This is a genomic window from Amycolatopsis sp. VS8301801F10 (genome assembly GCF_046195355.1).
Taxonomy (GTDB): domain Bacteria; phylum Actinomycetota; class Actinomycetes; order Mycobacteriales; family Pseudonocardiaceae; genus Amycolatopsis.
In genome coordinates, this window is sequence record NZ_CP176065.1 from 6,899,853 (window position 1) to 6,921,617 (window position 21,765).

General features: G+C 71.4%; 8 protein-coding genes. 2 read left to right on the forward strand and 6 right to left on the reverse strand.

Annotation, left to right across the window (positions count from 1 at the left end; all coding sequences use genetic code 11):
• The first annotated feature begins 3 nt into the window (after positions 1–3).
• A complete protein-coding gene (locus F9C11_RS31760) occupies positions 4–1,401 on the forward strand; it encodes a family 2B encapsulin nanocompartment shell protein (RefSeq protein ID WP_409181036.1) in 1,398 nt (465 codons plus the stop codon).
• A 294-nt stretch (positions 1,402–1,695) separates the two neighbouring features.
• Here F9C11_RS31760 and F9C11_RS31765 read toward each other — a convergent pair whose 3' ends face one another.
• The 3 genes from F9C11_RS31765 to F9C11_RS31775 all read right to left on the reverse strand — a co-directional run bounded on the left by F9C11_RS31765 (position 1,696) and on the right by F9C11_RS31775 (position 3,554).
• A complete protein-coding gene (locus F9C11_RS31765) occupies positions 1,696–2,232 on the reverse strand; it encodes a snapalysin family zinc-dependent metalloprotease (protein WP_409181037.1) in 537 nt (178 codons plus the stop codon).
• 38 nt (positions 2,233–2,270) lie between these two features.
• Positions 2,271–2,966 carry a S1 family peptidase gene (locus F9C11_RS31770; protein WP_409181038.1) on the reverse strand — a complete coding sequence of 232 codons (696 nt, stop codon included), beginning with the start codon at positions 2,964–2,966 and terminating at the stop codon, positions 2,271–2,273.
• Between the two features lie 456 nt (positions 2,967–3,422).
• Positions 3,423–3,554 carry a hypothetical protein gene (locus F9C11_RS31775; protein WP_409181039.1) on the reverse strand — a complete coding sequence of 44 codons (132 nt, stop codon included), beginning with the start codon at positions 3,552–3,554 and terminating at the stop codon, positions 3,423–3,425.
• Between F9C11_RS31775 and F9C11_RS31780 the strand changes: the two genes are divergently transcribed.
• A complete protein-coding gene (locus F9C11_RS31780) occupies positions 3,553–4,473 on the forward strand; it encodes a S1 family peptidase (protein WP_409181040.1) in 921 nt (306 codons plus the stop codon). The genes F9C11_RS31775 and F9C11_RS31780 overlap by 2 nt on opposite strands.
• A 349-nt stretch (positions 4,474–4,822) precedes the next feature.
• Here F9C11_RS31780 and F9C11_RS31785 read toward each other — a convergent pair whose 3' ends face one another.
• The 3 genes from F9C11_RS31785 to F9C11_RS31795 all read right to left on the reverse strand — a co-directional run bounded on the left by F9C11_RS31785 (position 4,823) and on the right by F9C11_RS31795 (position 21,762).
• On the reverse strand, positions 4,823–5,020 hold the full coding sequence (locus F9C11_RS31785) for an MbtH family protein (protein WP_409181041.1): 198 nt from the start codon (positions 5,018–5,020) through the stop codon (positions 4,823–4,825).
• A 19-nt stretch (positions 5,021–5,039) separates the two neighbouring features.
• Positions 5,040–6,266 (reverse strand): MFS transporter, encoded by a 1,227-nt coding sequence (locus F9C11_RS31790; protein WP_409181042.1) that lies wholly within the window; start codon positions 6,264–6,266, stop codon positions 5,040–5,042.
• 688 nt (positions 6,267–6,954) lie between these two features.
• Positions 6,955–21,762, reverse strand: a complete 14,808-nt coding sequence (locus tag F9C11_RS31795) for a non-ribosomal peptide synthase/polyketide synthase (RefSeq protein WP_409181043.1) — start codon at positions 21,760–21,762, stop codon at positions 6,955–6,957.
• Between the last annotated feature and the right edge of the window lie 3 nt (positions 21,763–21,765).

A 21,765-nucleotide genomic window follows, 5' to 3' on the forward strand; every position in this document is an offset into this window, starting at 1 on the left:
CCGGTGCCCGTCACGGAACACGCGGAACCCCAGGAGCAGCAGCTCTCCCTCGGCGTCAAGGCGGCCCGCACCCTCGCCACGACCACCAAGTCGCTGCCGCAGATGCGCTCGATCACCCCGCGGTGGCTGCTGTCGCAGCTGCCGTGGGTCGAGGTGCCCGGCGGCAGCTACCGGGTCAACCGGCGGCTCACCTACACCGTCGGCGACGGCAAGGTGAGCTTCTTCCAGACCGGAGCGCGGGTGCAGGTCGTCCCGCTGGAGCTGACCGAAATCGAGCTGCTGCGCGGGTTCGCCGACGAAACGGCGCTCGGCGCGCTGGCCGACGCGTTCGAACAGCGCGAGTACGAGGCGGGCGCCACGCTCGTCACCGCCGGGCAGGCGCTGGACCAGCTCGTACTCGTCGTGCACGGCAAGGTCACCCGGCACGGCCCCGGGCAGTACGGCGCCGAGACCCTCCTGGGCACCTCCACCGACGGCGATCATTTCGGCGGCGAGCTGCTCACCGGGGACGACGCCGCCTGGAGGTTCACCGCCCGCGCCGCCACCAGGGTGGTCGCCCTCGTGCTGCCCGCCGGTTCGTACGCCCGGCTCAACGGCAGGCTCGATTCGCTGCGCGCGCACGTCGCCCAGGCCGCGTCCCAGCCGCGGAAACCGCAGAACCACAAGGGCGAGGCGAACATCGCCCTGTCCGCGGGCCACGACGGCGAACCGGTCCTCGCCGGGACCTACGTCGACTACGAGCCGTCGCCGCGCGAGTACGACCTCGCGGTGGCGCAAACGGTCCTGCGGGTGCACACGCGCGTCACCGATCTGTACAACGACCCGATGAACCAGTTCGAGCAGCAATTGCGGCTCACTGTCGAAGCGCTGCGGGAACGGCAGGAGCACGAACTGGTCAACAACCCGGATTTCGGCCTGCTGCACAATGCCGACCTCAAAAACCGGATCACCACGCGCACCGGCCCGCCGACGCCGGGAGATCTGGACGAACTGCTCTGCCGCCGGCGCAAAACGCGCTTGTTCCTCGCCCATCCGCGGGCGATCGCGGCGATCGGCCGGGAATGCACGAGGGCGGGCATTTACCCGGAGCCGGTCGTGGTCGACGGGAAACGCGTGATGGCGTGGCGCGGGGTCCCGATCCTGCCGTGCGACAAAATCCCGGTGAGCGAGGCGGGCGCCACTTCGGTGCTGGCGATGCGCACCGGGGAAGACGACGCGGGCGTCATCGGATTGCGGCCGAAATCCCTCGCCGACGAATACCGGCCGGGCCTGAATGTGCGGTTCATGGGCATCAACGACCGCGCGGTCTCGTCCTATTTGGTCAGTGCCTACCACTCGGTCGCGGTCCTGGTGCCGGATGCGCTGGGGATTCTGGACGATGTGGAGGTGGCCCGCGCCTGAGCCACGGCGGTGCTCGCCGGACGCGTGCTGCTTCCGGCGAGCGTCGCCGTATCAACGGCAATCTTCTTGCCCACAACCGAACCCGGCCAACGCCGACCGCAGCACCGCGACCCGCGCGCCGGGAATCTCCGGCGATGTAGCGACTGCACACGCCTGAGCCACAACGACGCTCGCCGGAAGCACCGCGCTTCCGGCGAGCACCGCCGTACCAACAAAAATCTTCCTGCCCGCAACCGAACCCGGCCAACGCCGACCGCACCACCGCGACCCGCGCGCCGGGCACGCTCCGCGGGATCAGCGGTAGATGTGCTTGTCCGGCAGCCGAACCGTCACGAACCCGTTGGCGAAGTTGGCCTCCACCTGGGCCGCCTCCTGGGCGTCGGGCATCGCGTTCTTGCACGTGATTCCCGGGCCGTGGCCGGACATCAGTTCCGAGCACGGGCCCTCGTAGTGGTCGGGGAGGCCGAGGTTGTGGCCGATCTCGTGGGCGATGATCCGGGTCGGGTCGTTGCCCTCGGCGACCTGCTGGGTGTCGATGTAGATGTCGCCGGTGCCGTGGCCGTCGGTTTGCGTGTAGGAGCCGCCGCCGGTGGTTTCGTGCATGATGATCGTGGCGGCGCCGCCGCTGTTCAGGTGGACGTTGTGCACCGAGTTGTTCCAGTTCGCCGCGGCTTGGGCGGCCTCGGACTGGTAGTCGGGCAGGCCGCTGGCGTCGTAGTAGAGTTCGACCGCGTCCAGCGGTGCGGCCGAGGCCGGGACGGCTCCGGTCAGCGGCAGCGCCAGCGCGACGGCCGCGCCCGCGGCCAGGCGGCCAAAGCGGTGCAGGGTCATGGTTTTTCCTCTCCGCACGAGGGTTTCCGGGGCAGGGGTCAGCTTCCGATCTGCTGCTGGATCCACGACTGGTACTGGGCGATGCCGGTGTAGAGCGTGGTGGTGGCGCATTCGCCGCCGTTGTCGCCGGGGCCGTGGGTTTCGCCTACCAGCGTCCAGTTCCCGGCGGTGCCGACGATCGCCGGGCCGCCCGAATCGCCGTGGCACGCCGAATGCGCGTAGTCGCCGGAGATGCAGACGTCGCCCGAGCCGCCGCCGCCCTCCGCGCACGCGCTGCTGTCGAGGACCTGAAGGTCGATCTGCTGCAGGGTTTGCGGCGTCTGGCAGTTGGGCCAGCTCGTGCAGCCCCAGCCGAGCAGCCGCGCGCCCGTTCCCGGCGCCGGGTTGCTCTGCGCCATCGCGACCGGCGCTGACTGGGCGGGCTGGCTCAGGTGCATCATGGTGAGATCGGTGCCCTGATTGGTGATCACGTTGTCGATCTGGCCGACTTCGCCGGAGTTGATGTCGGTGGAACCGATCCGCGCCTGCGAGGCGTACCCGCAGTGGTGCGCGGTGATGATCCACTGGGGCGCGACGAGGCTTCCGCCGCAGCCGTTGTCCAGGGACACCATGAACGAGTAGGTTTCGGTGGCGTCGCCGCCTCCGATGATGGCCGGCTGCGCCGCGACCGCCGGTGCCGCGGCTCCGAACAGCAGGGCCGCCGCGCCCATCACCGCCAGCATGATTTTCCGCATCGTTTTCCCTTCCATAGCAGCCATTCCCGCCGATCGCGGGAGTGGAGTTCGGCCCGGGATACGGCCGGGGGACGACTTCGCGGGCGCCGGGCCCGCGACGGAAACCACAGAGTCCCAGGGCCGCCGGAGTCCGAACACCGTCGAAAGGAGGGACAAGGCCGGAAGCCGAACCGTGCGCGGCGGCACGAACTTCGATTACCGGGATGAACCGAACGCGGAATAAGCGGTTCCGGTTCAGCATCCGCGCAGTTCAGCGCGCCGCTAATGAGGCAAGGACTTCCGTTCAGCGGACGGCGGGCGCCACTGAACAGCAAAACCGAACGGGATTCGCGACTTTCGTGGGTATAAGCGATTGCCCGGCGTCCCTAAACTGCGAATTGCGCCCGCATTCGCTGACCGCGGCGCGCCATCGTCCTATTCGCGAGAAACGGAGATGTGCATGATCCCAGCACTCAGTCAAAGACGCGGACGCGGCACCGCCGCCTTCGCCGCGGCGGTTCTGGCCGCTGGATCAGTTTTCGCCGCCTCGGGCGTCGCGGCCGCGCAGCCCTCGGCGGCGCCGCTGAACGCGAGAGCCGCGACCGCCATGTCCGCCAGCATCGCGAAGTCGCTCGGCGACCGCACCGTGGGCTCGTTCTACGACAAAGCCACCTCGAGCCTGACGGTGACCGTCACCGACCAGGCTGCCGCCGACCAGGTCCGCGCGGCCGGCGCGACGCCGAAGTTCGTGAAATACCGTGCGTCGCAACTGAAAGCGGTCACCGCGGAGCTCGCCCGCACGGCGAGCGTCCCCGGCACCGCGTGGCGCGTCGACCCGCGAACCGGCCAGGTGCTCGTCACCGCCGACTCGACGGTGACCGGAGCCAAGCTCGCCCAGGTGACCACCGCCGTGCACCGCTTCGGCGACAAGGCCCGTTTCGCCCGGACAAAGGGCGAACTGCGCCCGCTGATCAGCGGCGGCGACGCGATCTGGGGCCAGGGCCTGCGCTGCTCGCTGGGCTTCAACGTGCACACCTCGGGCGGCCAGGCCGCGATCCTCACGGCCGGCCACTGCGGCGTGGCCACCAACGACTGGTGGGCCGACCAGGGCAACTCGCAGCACATCGCCAGCACGTCCGGCGCAAACTTCCCGGGCACGGACTACTCCTACGCCACCTACGACCCCGGCGTAGACGCCCCGAGCGCCGTGAACACCGGCCAGCAAATCACCGCGGCAGGCGACGCGACAGTAGGCGAAACCGTCACCCGCAGCGGCTCGACGACCGGCGTGCACGACGGCCAGGTCACCGCACTGGACGCCACGGTGAACTACCAGGAAGGCAGCGTAAGCGGCCTGATCGACACCACAGTCTGCGCAGAACCCGGCGACAGCGGCGGCTCGCTCTTCGACGGAGCCACCGCACTGGGCCTCACCTCGGGCGGCAGCGGAGACTGCAACTCCGGCGGAGAAACCTTCTTCCAGCCAGTCCCAGCCGCACTGAGCGCCTACGGACTGACCCTGCCGTAACAGAAAAAGAGGGAGCCCTGAGGGAATGCAATTCCCTCAGGGCTCCCTCACGTCCCGAAAACCGCACCACTGCACCCAACGAGCGAGGCATCCAGCCCCCAACCGCAACCGCTGCACCCAAACAGCGAGGCACCCAGCCCTAAAACCGCAGCATCGGCACCCAACGAGCGAGGCACCCAGCCCCTCCCCCGCACCCCGATACGAAGCCTCCCTGCGGTTCGGGGGTGCTTGTCAAGGCATCTTTCCCGCCTTGACAAGCACCCCCGAACCGTCAGCACAATCGGGCTTCGGGGTGCCCCACGCAACCCAAGACGACGGCAATGTCGCCGCCAGGCGACGAGCCAAACCCCTACTCAGCAGCCATCCTCTCCCGAAGAGAACGAGGCCGCATATCCGTCCACACCTCGTCCACGTGGCTCATGCACTCCTCCCGGCTCCCCCGCATCCCGTCCGGCCGCCACCCGGCAGGAACCTCCTTGTCCGCGGGCCACAACGAATACTGCTCCTCGTCATTGACCAAAACCTGAAAAACGGCACCGTCGTCCATCACATCTCCCTTTCGTCCGTCACTGAGAAGCCTCGAGAACCCGACCCGCCGCAGGCAACCCCCGCAAAGTCCGGCTGAACGTAGTCAACAAAGTAACCACCGCAATAGCCCCACTGCACACCAACACAGCCGGAACCGCGGGCAACGCCTCAACCAGCCACCCGCCCAACGCGGGCCCAGCCGCGGCAGCCAACCCGCCGGTCACCCCGATCACCCCGCCAAGCCGCCCCCGCAACCCATCCGGAGTGGACAACAACTGATAGGTGGCGATCGCAGTATTAGCCCCCGGGGGCAAAAACGCAATCCCCGCGAACAACACCCCCATCACATACCCATTATGAACGAACACGGCCAGCGGAGTCAGCAAAGTCAACGCCCAAAAAACCCCGATCACCAGCCCGTAAGCGCTGAGCCACCGATGCAGATAAGGCGCGGCCAACGACCCCAAGATCCCCCCGGCGCCCAGCATAGCCGCCATCACGCCAATCTCCCCGGAGGGCACCCCGCGCTCACTGGCCAGCACGATAATCACCAAATAATAAGCGGAAAAAAACAAATTCAAACTGACCACGCACAAAACCGTCACCCGCAGCGAAGCGCGCCCCCACACCCACCGCAGCCCCTCGACGATCTCCCGCCCCAGATGCCGCGGCCCGCCCTCCGTCCGCTCCGGCTCCTTGGGCAGCCGCACGAACACCAGCGACACGAACGCGAACACGTGCGCGACCACGTCGAAGAGGAACGGAACCACCCGCCCCACCGCGAAGAGAAACCCGCCGAGCGCGGTCCCGGACAACTGCCCCGCGCTGGTCCGGGCGGCGTTCATCGCCACCGCCGAAGGCACCTGCTCCTCCGCCACCAGTTTCGGCAGGCTCGCCTCCTCCGCCGGCTCGAACAAGGCCCGGCTCAACCCCATCACGACGGCGACCGCCACCAGCATCCACACCTGCGCGACGCCCCAGTGCAACGCGAGCACCAGCCCGCCCGCGGCGACCGCCTGCACCGCCTCGCACCCGAGCATGATCCGCTTCCGCGGCCACCGGTCCACCAACGCCCCGGCGGGCAGCCCGGCGACCAGCTGGCTGATCGCGACCGCCCCGAGCACGAGCCCGGACTGCGCCGCCGACCCGGTGAGCGCCAGCACCAGCAGCGGAAAGGCGATGGTGGTCGTGTTGAACCCGGCCTCGGACACGACCTGCCCCGTCCAGAGAAGCCGATAGTCGCGATTGCCCGCGATCCCGCTCATGCCCCGCCTCCCCGAACTCCCGCGACACCTGCCGCCGCGGCCTCGAACTCGGCAGCGAAGCCCACCTCGCCCGAGCACCGCGCTCGGCAACTCCCGGCATGCCCGCCCGCAACTCCCGCGACGCGAGCCCCAGGCGCATCCGGCTCAGCGGCAAAGCCCACCGGACCCGCGCACCGCACTCGGTTGCCGCCGACCGTCCGGCTCGTCGCTCGGCTTTCAGCGGCAGCAACTCCCGCCGCACCCACGACATCGGCCGCGGCGAGCCCGCAACCAGCGGCACGACGACTCCCACCACAAACCCCGCCCGGCACCCGGCTCTCAACCGCAGCAACACCCACCACACCGACGGAATCGACCACCGCGCACCCGCAACCAGATGCACGACGACTCCCGCCACAAACCCCGCCCGGCACCCGGCCCACAACAGCAGCAATGCGCACCGAACCGACCGCAGCGAACCCGTGCCCCGCTGCGCAACGGCCCACGACAACCCCGCCTGCCTCCCGGCCCTCAACCGCAGCAACACCCACCACACCGACGGAATCGACCACCGCGCACCCATAACCACCCGCACGACGACTCCCACCCCAAACCCCACCCGCCGCCCAGCCCACAACGGCAGCAGTGCCCACCGAACCGACCGCAGCGAACCCGTGCCCCCCTGCGCGGCAGCCCACGACAATCCCGGTCACGCCTGCTCACCCCGGCAGTCCGCCGCGATGGCGCGCAGTGCGTCCGCGAATCCCGCCGCCACCCCGGCCACCGTCTCCCGGGCGTGCTGGTCCGGCTGGTAGTACCAGGAGAATTCCAGCTGCCCCTCCCGCACCCCGCCGACGACCTCCAGCGCGTGCGGCGACCGGTTCGCCGGGTCCTGGTCCCGGCCCAGCGGCGGGAGCGAGCGCCGGAACAGGCCGTCGCCGGAGCCGGTGTTCTCGCCTTGTCCCAGGTAGTTGAACGCGACCCTCGGCGCGGACCGGCCGAGGTCCGGGAAGCGGAAGCAGCGCAGGACGCCGTGGCCGAAGCCGTTGCCCGGCACCGCGCGCAGCTGCCTGCGGACCGATTTCACCAGGTTCCGCCAGCTCGCCGCCGGATCGACCTCCAGCGCGACCGGGAACAGCGTCGTGAACCAGCCGACCGTGCGGGTCAGGTCGACGTCGTCCAGGATCTCCTCCCGGCCGTGGCCTTCGAGGTCGACCGCCACCGCCGGTTCGCCGGTCCAGCGGGTGAGCGTCCAGGCCAGCGCGGTCAGCAGGACGTCGTTGATCCGCGTCCGGTAGGCGCCGGGCGCCTGGTGCAGCAGGGCGTCGGTGTCCCGTTCGCCGACGCGGACCGACACCAGCTGCTGCGGCTGCGGAGCCGCCCCCGTCCGGTCCACCGGGATCTCGCAGCCGGGCAGCGCGCGGGCCCAATGCGCCCGTTCCCCGTCCAGCGCGCCGGATTCGGCATAGGAACGCAGGCGGTGCGCCCAGTCCCGGAACGACGTCGTTTTCGGGCCCAGGTCCGGCTTTTCCCCGGCTTCGATCTGCCGGTAGGCCCGTTCGAGGTCTTCCAGCAGGATGCCCCACGAGACGGCGTCGACCACCAGGTGGTGCGCGACCAGGAAAAGGCACGGGTTCTCCGCGGAATCCGACACCAGCGCCCGCAGGTGCGGCGGCCGGGCCAGGTCGAAACTCGCCTGGGCGGCGTCCGCCGCCCGCTCCAGATCCACAGTGGACACTCGGCGGAGAACAGAACCGGGGGCGACCGGGTCGTTGTGCTGGACCCATCCGCCGGCGGTCCGCTCGAAGCGCAGGCGCAGCGCGTCGTGGTGCGCCACCAGCGCATCGACGGCCTGGCGCAGCACTTCCTCGTCGACCGGGCCGTTCAGCTCGATCAGCACGGACTGGTTGAAGTGCGCGGGGTTCGCCGGCGAGGCGTCGAGGAACCAGCGCTGGATCGGCGTCAGCGGAACGGCCCCGACCACGGCTTCGCGATCGTCCTCGGCCGAATCGGCGGGCTGGACCACCCGGGCCAGCTCGGCGACCGTCTGGTGGGTGAACAGGTCCTTCGACCGCATCGCCAGCCCGGCCTGCCGCGCGCGGTGCACGACCTGGATGCTGAGCAGCGAATCCCCGCCGAGTTCGAAGAAGTTGTCCGCGGCGCCGACCCGCGGAACCCCGAGCACCTCCGCCCAGACGTTCGCCAGCAGTTCTTCCAGGTCCGTGCCCGGGGCGACGTATTCGGCGGTCTGCAGCGCGGACAGGTCCGGGGCGGGCAGCGCGGCGCGGTCGATCTTCCCGTTGGGGCTCACCGGCACCGAATCGAGCGGCACGAACACGGACGGGATCAGGTAGTCCGGCAGCGTCTCGCCGAGGAAAGCGCGCAGCTGAGCCGTTTCGCCGACGACGTAGGCGACCAGCCGCTTGTGGCCGCCGTCCTCCCGGGCCACCACCACCGCCTCGCGAACCGCGGGATGCCGCCGCAGGGCCGCCTCGATCTCGCCGAGTTCGACGCGGAACCCGCGGATCTTGACCTGGTCGTCCGCCCGCCCGGCGAACTCCAGCTCGCCCGAAGCGAGCTGCCGGACGACGTCGCCGGTGCGGTACATCCGCGATCCGGGCGGGCCGAACGGATCCGCGACGAACCGGTCGGCGGTGAGGCCGGGCCGGGACAGGTAGCCGCGCGCCAGGCCGATGCTGCGGACATACAGCTCCCCCGCCGACCCGATCGGCACCTCGCGCAGGCCGGCGTCGAGCACGTGCACCTCGGTGTTCCGGATCGGTCTGCCGATCGGCACCGTCCCGCCGGGCGCCAGCGGTTCGCTCCACGAGGTCACCACGGTGGTCTCGGTGGGCCCGTACGCGTTGATCATCCGCCGCCCCGGTGCCCAGCGGGAGACCAGCTCGGCCGGGCAGACGTCCCCGCCGACCACGACGGTGCGCAGGTCCGGCAGCGGCACGTCGGGCACTGTCGCCAGCGCGACCGGCGGGAAGAGCGCGTGCGTGATCCGTTGCGCCGCCAGCACTTCGGCCAGCTGCGCGCCGAGCAGCGGACCCTCCGGCGGCACGACGAGCGCGGCACCGGCGGGCAGCGACAGGCAGAGTTCCAGCACCGAGGCGTCGAAGCTGGGCGAGCTGAACGCCAGCACCCGGTCGCCCGGCCGGACCTGGAAATGCTCGATCTCGGCGGCGGAGAACGAAGCCAGGCCGGCGTTCGGCACCACCACGCCCTTGGGGCGGCCGGTCGAACCGGACGTGTAGATCACGTACGCCGGTTGGTCCGGGTCGGCGGGGACGTCCAGGTTCGTTTCCGCGTACTGCCCGGCGTCGAGTTCGCCGTCCACGACGAAGACCGGGCCGGCGTCGCGGAGCATGAACTCGATGCGCTCGGCCGGATAGCCCGGGTCGACCGGGAGGAACGCGGCCCCGGTCTTCGCCACCGCCAGTTCCGCGAGGACGAGCGCGGGCGAGCGCGGCAGCCGGACGGCGACGATCCGCTCCGTCGCGGCGCCCCGCTCGATCAGCAGCCGGGCCAGCTGATTCGCCCGCGCGTTCAGCTCGGCGAAAGTGACTTCCCCGGCCGCGGAGACCAGCGCCGGAGCGTCCGGCGTCCGCGCGACCTGGGCTTCGAACAACTGCGCCAGCGACGCCGCCGGGACCGGTGCGGCGGTGTCGTTCCAGGCCCGCAGCTGGTCCAGCTCCGCCTGCGGCAGCAGCGGCAGGGACGCCATCGGCTGGTCCGGCTGAGCGGCGAGAACGGTCAGCGCGGTCAGCAACCGGCTCGCGAACCGCTCGATCGTCGTCGCGTCGAACAGGCCGGTGGCGTAGTTGATCGCGGCGTGCAGCGATCCGCCGTCCTCCTCGAACTGCACGAGCAGGTCGAAAGTCGCGGTCGTCGCGGGCAGCGCGACTTCCTCCGCGACGAGCGCGCCGCCGCCCGGCCGGTCGCCGGTGTTCTGCAGCACGACCATGGCCTGGAACAGCGGCGTCCGGCTCGGGTCGCGCACCGGCTGGGCGGCGTCCACCACGCGTTCGAACGGCACGTCCTGGTGGGCGAACGCGTCGAGCACGGTGTCGCGCACCTCGCCGAGGAATTCCCGGAACGAGCCGCGCGAGTCCACTGTGGACCGCAGAACCAGCGTGTTGACGAAGAAGCCGATCAGGCGTTCCAGTTCGGCCCGCTCCCGTCCGGCGGCGACCGTGCCGACCGCGACGTCCTCCTGACCGCACCACCGCGACAGCACGACCTGGAAAGCCGCGACCAGCGTCATGAACAGGGTGCCGTGCTGCGCGCCCGCGAGCGCGCGGAGGTTCGCCGCGACCTCGGCGGGAACGGCGAAGCCGAACCACTCGCCCTCGTTCGTGCGGACCGCGGGCCGCGGCCGGTCGGTGGGCAGCTCGAGCGGCGCGAGCCCGGCGAGGCGGTCCCGCCAGTGGTCGAGCTGCTCTTCGAGGTCGGGGCTGTCGAGGAAATCCCGTTGCCAGGCGGCGAAATCCGCGTACTGCACCGGCAGTTCGGGCAGCCGGGGCTCCTCGCCGCGGACGTAGGCGGAGTAGCAGGTCTCCAGTTCCGCGGCCAGCACCCCGGCCGACCAGCCGTCGGTGACGATGTGGTGCAGCACCAGCAGCAGGACGTGGTCGCCCGGCTCCTCGCGGAACAACCGGGCGCGCAGCAGCGGTCCGGTGCGCAGGTCGAACGGCCGGCGTGCTTCGCGCACCAGGGTTTCCTCGTCGAAGTCCGCCACCGGGAGGTCGACCGGCGCGGGCTCGTGGACGAATTGGACGGCGCGGCCCTCGATCGCGTCGAAGGTGGTGCGGAGCGATTCGTGCCTTGCGACGACCGTGTTCAGCGCTCGCCGCAAGGCGTCGACATCGAGTTCGCCGCGCAACCGCAAAGCGGTCGGGGAAAGGTATTCCGTGCCGCCGGGCTCGAATTCGTCCAGGAACCACAATCGCTGCTGGGCGAACGACAACGGCAGCCCGCCGTCGCGCGGAACCACCGGGATCGCTTCCCGATCAGCTTGCCGCGCAGGCAGTTCCGCGGCGAACTGGCTCAGCGTCGGTGCGGAGAACAGCATCCGCGGCGACACCTCGACGCCGAATTCGGCCCGCACCCGAGACGTGAGCCGCATGCTGAGGATCGAATCGCCGCCGAGTTCGAAGAAATTGTCGCCGGCACCCACGCGGTCGATTCCGAGCACGTCCGCCCAGATCGCGGCGAGCCGCTGTTCGGCGGCCGTCCGCGGCGCGACGTACTCGGCGGTCCCGGCGCGGCCGGGGGCGGGCAGGGCGCGCCGGTCGAGCTTGCCGTTGCGGTTGAGCGGGAGCGCCTCCAGGGACACGAACGCCGACGGGACCAGGTGCTCCGGCAGCCGTTCGCGGGTCCACTCGCGCAAGCCCCGCGCTTCGCCGACGACATACGCGACCAGGCGGCCTTCGCGGGCGACGACGGTGACGTCGGCGATCGCCGGATGCCGCCGCAGCACCGTCTCGATCTCCCCCGGTTCGACCCGGAACCCGCGGATCTTGACCTGGTCGTCGACGCGGCCGAGGTAGTCGAGCGAGCCCTCGGCGGTCCAGCGGACCTGGTCGCCGGTGCGGTACATCCGCTCCCCCGGCGGACCGAACGGGTCCGCGACGAACCGGTCCGCGGTCAGCCCCGGCCGGCCGAGGTAGCCGCGCGCGAGCTGCGGTCCGGCGAGGAACAGCTCGCCGGGCAGGCCGGGCGGCACGGGTTCGCCGGTGTCGCCGAGGACGTACGCGCGGAAGTTGGCCAGCGGACGGCCGATCAGCGGCTGCTCCCCGACCACCGGCGCGTGGATCGAGTCGACGGTCGCTTCGGTGGGCCCGTAGTAGTTGTGGCCGGTGACGTCCGCGGCGGCCAGCTGCCGCCACAGCGTTTCGGTGGCCGCCTCGCCGCCGGTGATCACCGTGCGCGGCCGCACTTCGCCGGTCGCCAGCCCGGCGTCCAGCAGCTGCTGGAGGTAGGCCGGGGTGAGGTCGAGCAGGTTGAGCCCGTGCGCGCGGACGGCGCGGACGAGAGCGCGCGGGTCGAGGCGGGTGTCGTCGTCCAGTACGTGCAGCTCGTGGCCGTCGATCATGGCCAGCAGCGGTTCCCAGGACGCGTCGAAGGCCAGCGACGCGGTGAGCGCCGCCCGCTCCCGGCCGCGGTCGAGGAAGACCGCGCGGTGCGCGACCAGCAGGTTCACCAGCGCGCGGTGCTCCACGACGACGCCCTTCGGCGTGCCGGTCGAGCCCGAGGTGTAGATGACGTACGCGGCGGTGTCCGCGTCCGGCCGCTTCGACACCGGTGCTGGCGGCGCATAGCTCTCGTCCGGCCTGCCCAGCACGACCACCGGGCGCGCGTCGTCCAGCAGGAAGCGGACGCGCTCCTCCGGCAGGTCCGGGTCGATCGGCAGATACACCGCGCCCGCTTTGAAAATCGCCAGGACTGCGATCACAGCTTCGGCCGAACGCGGCAGCATGACGGCCACCACTCGCTCCGGCCCGGCACCCCGTTCGATGAGTTCCTCCGCCAGCTGCGTGGCGCGGGCGTCGACCTCCGCGAAGTCCAGGACGGTGTCGTGGAAGACCAACGCGGTCTCGTGCGGCCTCCGCGCGACGGTCGCGTCGAAGACCTCCAGGACCGTCTCCGCCGGGAGGTCGGCGGTCTCGCCTTGCCCCAGAGCCAGCACCTGGTCGCGTTCGTCGGCAGTGAGCGGCGACAGCGAGCCGACACGCCGCGACGGGTCTTCGGCGATCGCACGCACCAGCTGAGCGAGGTGTCCGGCCAGCCGTTGCGCGGTCGACGCGTCGAAGAGCTTCGGGTCGTAGGAGAGTTCGAGCCCGAGCCGGTCGTGGAGATAAGCGGTCAGGTTCAGCGGATAGCTGGTGGTGTCGAGCGATTCCACGTCCAGCACCCGGACGCCGTCCTGTCCGCTGTCTTCGATCGGGTAGTTCTCGAAAACCACCACGCTGTCGAACAACGACGCACCAGCTGGCACCCCGGTGAAGGTCTGCAGCTGGGAAAGCGCCAGGAAGTCGTACCGGCGCGCCTCCGCTTGCCCGGCCTGGATCGCGCGCAGCCATTCCGCCGCCGACTGTCCATTTCGGACTTCCACCCGCGTCGGCACGGTGTTGATGAACATCCCGATCATCGCTTCGACGCCGGGCAGTTCGGGCGGCCGTCCGGACACCGTGGTGCCGAACAGGACGTCCGGCTCGCCGCTGTAGCGCGCGAGCAGCAGCGCCCACGCTCCCTGCACCACCGAATTGACCGTCAGCGCGGCGGTTCTCGCCATTTCGCGCAGGGCCGCTGATTCCTCTTCGGACAGTTCGACCAGCACCGTCGCCCCGGATTCCGCTCGGTGCGCCTCCGTGGGACGGCGGTCGTACGGCAGCGGCGTCGGCGCGGCGAAGCCGTCGAGCACGTCGCGCCAGTGCTCCTCCGCCGCCGTCCGGTCCTGTTCGGACAGCCAGGCGAGGTAGTCGCGGAACGGCCGCCGCGGCGTCAGCTTCGCCGGCGTGCCTTCGACGATCGCCGTGTACTGCTCGCAGACCTCGGCGAAGACCTGGGCGGTGCTCCAGCCGTCCAGCAGGACGTGGTGCGAGGTCCACAGCAGCTGCACCTCGTCGTCGGCGACCCGGGCGATTTCCAGGCGCATCAACGGCGGGGTCGTCAGGTCCATGCCCGCGGCCAGATCGGCTTCGAGCAGTTTCGCCAGCTCGGCCCGCTGGTCCTCCGGCGAGAGACCGCGCCAGTCGTGCTGCCCGACCGGCACCCGCACGCCGCGATGGACGCGCTGCACCGGCTCGTCCACGCCGTCCCACACCGTGCTGCTGCGCAGGATCGGCGTCCGGTCCGCCACCCGCTGCCAGGCCTCGGCCAGCGCGCGCGGGTCCCGGACTCCGGCCAGCCGCAGCCGGAACTGGTCGAAGTACGCGCTCGACCCGGTGTCGACCAGGCTGTGGAACACCATGCCCGCCTGCAGCGCGGTCAGCGGGTAGATGTCCTCGACCTCGCGGCCGTCGCCGGCCAGCCGGTCCACCGCCGCCTGGTCGAGCCGGGCGAGCGGGAAGTCCGACGGCGTGCGGCCGCCCGCCTCCGCGCAGTGCGCGATGATTTCCCGCAGCGCCTCGACGGTCGCCTCGGCGAGGCCGCGGACGGTCGCCTCGTCGTGCACCTCGGCGGAGTATTCCCAGGTCAGGTGCAGTGCGCCGGATTCGACCACGCCGACGACGTCCAGCAGGTACGGGCGGATGCCGTCCGGCGCGGAATCGTGGCCGAGGCTTTCGCCGCGGCCCTGGTAAAGCCCGTCCTCGGCGGTTCCGACGTCCCAGCGGCCGTGGTAGTTGAACGAGATCCGCGGGGTCGGGTCGTTCCGCAGCGGGGATTCGGTCAAGTAGCGCAGCGCTTCGTAGCCGACGCCCTTGTTCGGGATGGCGCGCAGTTGTTCCTTGACCGACTTGAGGATCTCGCCCCAGCCTTCGCCGGGCACGGTCAACGCGACCGGGTACTGCGCGGTGAACCAGCCGATCGTCCGGGACAGGTCGAGCGGCGCGGCGAGGTCCTCGCGGCCGTGGCCTTCCATCTCGAGCACGACCTGGGACCGGCCGGTCCAGCGCGCCAGCACGCGGGCGAGGGCGCTCAGGAGGACGTCGTTGACCTCGGTCCGGTACGCGCCGGGGACGTCCTGCAACAGAGCGGAAGTCTCCGCCCGGCCGAGGAAAACCGACACCGAGCGCGCCGACTCCGCGGTGTTGCGCCCATCGCGGTCGACCGGGAGCGCGGTCTCGACACCGCGCAGCACGCTGCCCCAGTACTCCGCTTCGCCGTCCAACCCGCCGGAACGGACGTGGTCGGCGAGCGTCCGCGCCCAGTGGGTGAACGAACTGCCCACCGGTTCCAGCGCTTCGCCCCGGTAGGCGCGTTCGAGGTCGCCCAGCAGGACGCGCCAGGACACGCCGTCCATGACCAGGTGGTGCGCGGTGAGGAACAGCTGCGGCGAGCGGTCCCGGAAGGTGAACAGGACCGCGCGCCACACCGGGCCGGTGCCGAGGTCCAACGAGGTCTGTGCGCGCACCGCCTCCTCGTGCATCGCCGCGACCACGTCGTCCACTTCGGACAGATCGGCGTGCCGCAGGAGATCCGCCGATTCCGTCGCGGCCGGTTCCTGCTGCCAGTTCCCGTCCGCTTGGGAGAACCGCATCCGCAGCGCGGGATGATGAGCGGTCACGTCGGCGATCGCGGCGGTCAGCCGCGTTACGTCCACTGAGGACAGTACAAGGTGGACGGACATGGTCAGCCGCCACGGTTCGGCCAGGTGCTCGAACAGCCAGGATTGGATCGGCCCGAGCGGCGCGGGCCCGCTCCGCTCCGGCGCCGGCGCGACCGGCCCGCCCGCGGTGACGACCCGGCCCAGCTCGGCGATGGTCTGGTGCTGGAAAAGATCCTTCGACGACACCGCCAATCCGGCTTGGCGGGCGCGGGACACGACCTGGATGCTGAGGATCGAGTCGCCGCCGAGGCCGAAGAAGTTGTCCTCGACGCCGACCTGCTCCACGCCGAGCACCGCCGACCAGACCTCGGCGAGAACGGTCTCGATCTCGGTCCTCGGGGCCACATAGCGGTTTTCGGCCCGCGCGCCCGGTGCGGGCAGCGCTCGGCGGTCGAGCTTCCCGTTCGCGGTGAGCGGCAGCTCGTCCAGCGCGACGAACACCGCGGGAATCATGTGCGCGGGCAGCGAGCGGGCGAGGAATTCGCGCAGCGCCGTCGTTCCGGGCACGGTCCCGGTCAGGTACGCGACCAGCCGCCGGGCGTCCCCGGCGCCGTGCGCGACCGCCACCGCTCCGGTCACGTCCGGGTGCGCGGACAGCGCCGCCTCGACCTCGCCCAGCTCGATCCGGAACCCGCGGATCTTGACCTGGTGGTCGGCCCGGCCGCGGTAGGCGAGTTCGCCGTCCGCGGTCCAGCACAGCAGGTCGCCGGTGCGGTACATCCGGGTGCCCGGCTCGCCGAACGGATCCGCGACGAACCGGGACGCGGTCAGCCCCGGCCGGTTCAGATAGCCGCGCGCCAGCCCGGCACCGGCGACGTAAAGCTCCCCGGTGACGCCGGGCGGCACCGGTTCGAGGCACGCGTCCAGGACGTAAGCGCGCAGGTCCGGAATCGGCACGCCGACGGTCGCGCGATCGTCCAGCACCCGATGCGTGACGTGCACGGTGGTCTCGGTGATCCCGTACATGTTGATCAGCCGCGGCCCGTCCGGATGCCGCCGTCGCCAGTCTTCCAGGCGCGCCGGATCCAGGGCCTCGCCGCCGAAAATCACGTACCGCAGGCTCAACGGCGGCGACGGCAGCGAGCCGAGCCGGTAGAACGCCGACGGCGTCTGGTTGAGCACGGTCACCCGCTGGTCGGCCAGCAGGGTCAGGAACTCCTCCGGCGAGCGGACCGTGTCCGAGGGGACCACCACCAAGCGGCCGCCGTGCAGCAGCGCGCCCCACAGCTCCCACACCGAGAAGTCGAACGCGTAGGAGTGGAAGAGCGTCCAGACGTCCTGGTCGCCGAAGCCGAACCAGTGCTCGGTCGAGGAGAACAGCCGGGTCACGTTCGCGTGCGGGACGAGCACGCCCTTGGGCACGCCGGTGGAGCCGGAGGTGTAGATGACGTACGCGGTGTTCTCCGGCCGGACTCGCACGCCCGGATCAGTGTCCGGCTGGCCGTCCGCCGTAACGGTGTCCACGACGCACACTGGCCGCGCGTCGGCGAGCATCGCGTCGATGCGTGCGGCCGGGTAGTCCGGGTCGATCGGCAGGTAACCCGCGCCGGTTTTCAGCACGGCGAGGATCGCGACGACCAGGTCCGCCGAACGGGGCAACCGCAGGGCTACCAGGCGTTCCGGCCCGGCCCCTTCTCCGAGGAGCCGGTGCGCCAAGCGGTTCGCCCGCCGATCCAGTTCGCGGTAGGTCAGTTCGACGCCTTCACAGGTCACCGCGACGGCGTGCGGCGTGCGGGCGGCTTGCGCGGCGAACAGCCGGTGCAGTGTCGGCTCAGGGGCCGCGACGGCGGCCGGGTTCCACTCGCGCAGGACGCGGTCGCGCTCGTCGGCGGTGATCCACGGCAGCCGGCCGAGCGGCTGCCGCGGAGTCGCCGCGATCCCGGCCAGCAGGATCCGCAGCCAGTCGCTCAGCCGCTCGATCGTGGCCGCGGCGAAGAGGTCGGTGTTGTAGTTGACCACCGCGTCGAGCCGCCCGGCGGTCTGCTGGAAGTGGAGCGCCAGGTCGAATCCGGCGGTCACGATCGGCGGCGCGACCTCCTCGACGGCGAGCCCGGGCAGCGCGGGCCGGGCGTCCGGCGTGTTGTGCAGCACGACCATGACCTGGCACAACGGGGTGCGGCTGGGGTCGCGTTCGGGCTGGACGTCGTCCACGACGCGGTCGAACGGGACGTCCTGGTGCGCGAAGGCGTCGAGCACGGTGTCGCGGACTTCGCCGAGGAAATCGGCGAAGCCGCGGTTCAAGTCCACTGTGGACCGCAGGACGAGGGTGTTGGCGAAGAAGCCGATCATGCCTTCCAGTTCGGTGCGCTCGCGGCCGGACACGACGGTGCCGACCGCGACGTCGTCCTGTCCGGACCACCGCGCGAACAGCACCTGGCAGGCGGCGAGCAGGGTCATGAAGAGCGTGCTGCCCTGCTGCCGGGACAGTTCGGCCAGCCGCGCGGTGGTGCCGACCGGGACGCTGAACTCGTGCAGCGCGCCGTTCTTCGTGCGGACCGCCGGACGGGGCCGGTCGGTCGGCAGTTCGAGCGGTTCGAGTCCGGCGAGGCGGTGCCGCCAGTAGCTGAGCTGGCCGTCGAAATCGGTGCGGTTGCGTTGCCAGACCGCGTAATCGGCGTACTGCACCGGCAACGGCGGCAGCCCGGGATCCTCGCCGCGGGTGAACGCGGCGTAGCAGGCGGCGAGTTCGCTCAGCAGCACGCCGGAGGACCAGCCGTCGGTGACGATGTGGTGCAGCACCAGCGTGAGGACGTGGTCGTCGGGACCGAGGCGGGTGAGCGCGGCGCGCAGCAGCGGACCGGTGTGCAGGTCGACCGGGCCGGTCGCGGCGGCCAGCGCCGAGGCCAGGTCGCCGTCGACCGGCTGGAGGTCGACCGCGTACGGCGGGTGAACGATCTGTCCGCCGCGCCCGTCGACCGTGGCGAAGGTCGTGCGCAGCGATTCGTGCCGGGCCACCAGCGCGGTGAGGGCCTGGTTCAGCGCGGGCACGTCCAGCTCGCCGCGCAGCCGCAGCGCGGTCGGCGAGACGTATTCGGTGCTGCCCGGGTCGAACTCGTCGAGGAACCAGAGCCGTTGCTGGGCAAAGGAAAGCGGCGCTTGGAACGGGCCGTCGCCGCGCGGCAGGACCGGGATCGCCTCCTGCGGTGCGGACGCGGCGGGCAGCTGCGCGGCCAGCAACGCCGGGGTCGGCGCGGTGAAAACCAGCCGCGCGGGGACGTCGGCGCCCAGCTCCGCCCGCAGCCGCGCGACCACCCGGATGCCGAGCAGCGAATCGCCGCCGAGCGCGAAGAAGTCGTCCTCGACGCCGACTCGTTCCAGGCCGAGCACTTCGGCCCAGACGCCGGTCACGAGCCGTTCGCGTTCGTCTCGCGGCGCGACGTACTGCGCGGCCGCGGAGATTTCCGGTTCCGGCAGCGCCCGGCGGTCCAGTTTTCCGTGCCTCGTCAGCGGAAGCCGGTCGAGGTGGACGAACGCGGACGGCACCAGATGGGCAGGCAGCGACCGGGTCAGCGCGGCGCGCAGCCCGGCGGGTTCGGCATCGCCGACCAGGTAGGCGACGAGGCGTCCGTCCCGTGCGTCGACAGCGGCGTCGACCACGTCCGGCTGGGCGCGCAGCGCGGCCTCGACCTCGCCGGGCTCGATCCGGAAGCCGCGGACCTTGACCTGGTCGTCGGTGCGGCCGAGGTGTTCCAGCCTGCCGTCGGCGGTCCAGCGGGCGCGGTCGCCGGTCCGGTAGAGCCGGGTTCCGGGCGCGCCGAAGGGATTCGCCACGAACCGGTCGGCGGTCAGCCCCGGCCGGCCGAGGTAGCCGCGCGCGAGCTGGGCTCCGGCGAGGCAGAGTTCGCCCGGGACCCCGGCCGGGACGAGCCGGAGCCGGTCGTCGAGCACGTACGCGCCGACATTCCCCAGCGGACGGCCGATCGACGGCCGGTTCCCGGCCACCGGGGCCCACGTGGCGTCCACAGTGGACTCGGTCGGGCCGTAGTAGTTCCCGGCGGCCACCCCGGACGCGGCCAGTTCGCGCCACAGGCCCGGCCCGATGGCCTCGCCGCCGACCATCAGGAAGCTCGGCCGCTGCTGCCCCTCGAGCAGCCCGGCGGGCAGCAATTGCCGCAGATAGGACGGGGTCACGTCGAGGAAGCCGATCCGTTCCTCGCGGACGTAGCGGGTCAGCGCGTCCGGGTCGAGCCGGATTTCGTCGCTGATCAGGTGCAGTTCGTGGCCGTCGGCCAGCAGCAGCGGCCCTTCCCACGACGTGTCGAACGAGAGCGACGCGGTCAGCGCCACCCGCAGGCGTTCCCGGCCGAAGACAGCCCGGTGGTTGGCCAGCAGGTTGGCCAAAGCCGCGTGCTCGACCACGACCCCCTTGGGAGTGCCGGTCGAACCGGACGTGTGGATGACGTAGGCGGCGTCCGAGGGCCGGGGCGCGGGCGGGCGCGGCCGGTCGGTGAAGCCGCCGAGGCGGTCCAGCACCACCGCCGGCCGCGTGTCGGCCAGCAGCGTCTCGATCCGCTCGGCGGGAAGGCCGGGATCGATCGACTGGTGCACCGCCCCCGCCTTGAGCACGGCGAACAACGCGACGATCGCGTCCGCCGAGCGCGGCAGCAGCACCGCCACCACGCGCTCCGGCCCCGCGCCGCGCGCGGCGAGATCCGCGGCGAGCACGTCGGTGCGGGCGGCGAGTTCGGCGAAGCTCAGCCGGACGTCGCCGCAGACCAGCGCGGTCGCGGTCGGCTGCGTCCGGGCCTGGTGGTCGAGGAGGTCGACGATCGTGCCGTCCGCAACGTCGGCGACGTCGAGCACCGGGCCGCGCCAGCCGAGCAGCCGGGCTTCCTCGGTCTCGGTGGCCAGCGGCAGGTCCGCGATCCGGCGGCCCGGGTCCGCGGCGATCCCGGCCAGCAGCCGCAGCAGGTGCGCGATCAGCCGGTCGATCGTCCCGACCTCGAACAGCTCGGTGCTGTACTCCACGAGCCCTGCCAGCCTGCCGCCGGATTCCTCGAACTCGACGGTGAGGTCGAAGGTGGCGGAATCCCGCGCGACCCCGGCCGGTTCGGCGGCCAGCCCGGGGAACACCGGCCCGGTCCCGGCGGCGTTGTGCAGCAGGACCATGACGTCGAACAGCGGGTTGCGGCCGGGATCGCGGCCCGCGTGCACGGCGTCGACCACTTCCTCGAACGGGACGTCGTCGTGCGCGAAGGCGTCCAGGACGGTCTGCCGGGCAGCGATCAGGTGGTCGGCGAACGAAGCCGACCGGTCGACCTCCGAGCGCAGGACGACGGTGTTGACGAAGAACCCGACCACCCGCTCCAGCTCCGGCCGGTCTCGCCCGGACACGACCGTGCCGAGCGCGATGTCCTCCTGCCCGGTGTAGCGCGCGAACAACGCCTGGCAGGCCGCGAGCAGCACGGTGAACAGCGTGGTTTCCGAGGTCCGCGCCAGTTCGGCGAGCCTGCGCGCCACGTCGGCGGGAACCCCGAACTCGCGGACCGCGCCTGCGCTGCCGCGGGCGGCCGGGCGCGGCCGGTCGGTCGGCAGGTCGAGCGGGGACACGCCGGCCAGCTGCCGGGTCCAGTGCTCCAGCCCGGCCGCGCGGGTCGGCCGATCGTGCTGCCAGACCGCGAAATCCGCGTACTGCAACGGCTGCGGCGGCAGCTGCGCGCGCTCGCCGTCGCGGTAGAGGAGGCCGAGTTCTTCGGTCAGCACGCCCATCGACGCGCCGTCGGTGGCGATGTGGTGCACGCACACCAGCAGCACGTGTTCAGCCCGGCCGAGGCGGACGAGCACCGCACGCAGCACCGGCCCGTGCGAGAGGTCGAACGGCCGGGAATACTCCGCCTTCAGCACCGCGTCGAGGTCCTCCGGCGCGGCATCCACCACCGGAAGCGCTACCTCGTACGGCGGCTGAACGACCTGCCGGGGTTCGCCGTCGACCTCCGCGAAGGTCGTGCGCAGCGGTTCATGCCGAGCCACCAGCAGCCGCAACGCCGTCGCCAGCGCGGAGACGTCCAGCTCGCCCGTCAACCGCAGGGCGAACGCGCTGTTGTACTCGGGATCGTCCGGGCGGAGCCGGCTCAGAAACCACAGCCGCCGTTGCGCGGACGACAGGGGCAGCGGGCCGGAACGGTCGGCGGCCGGGATCTCCGGCGCGCGGCCGGCCGCTTTCCCGGCCATCCGGCGGCGCAGCGCCTCCTGCAGGTGGGCGGGCAGCGCCGCGATGCGGTCCTCACGGGACGACGTCATGGG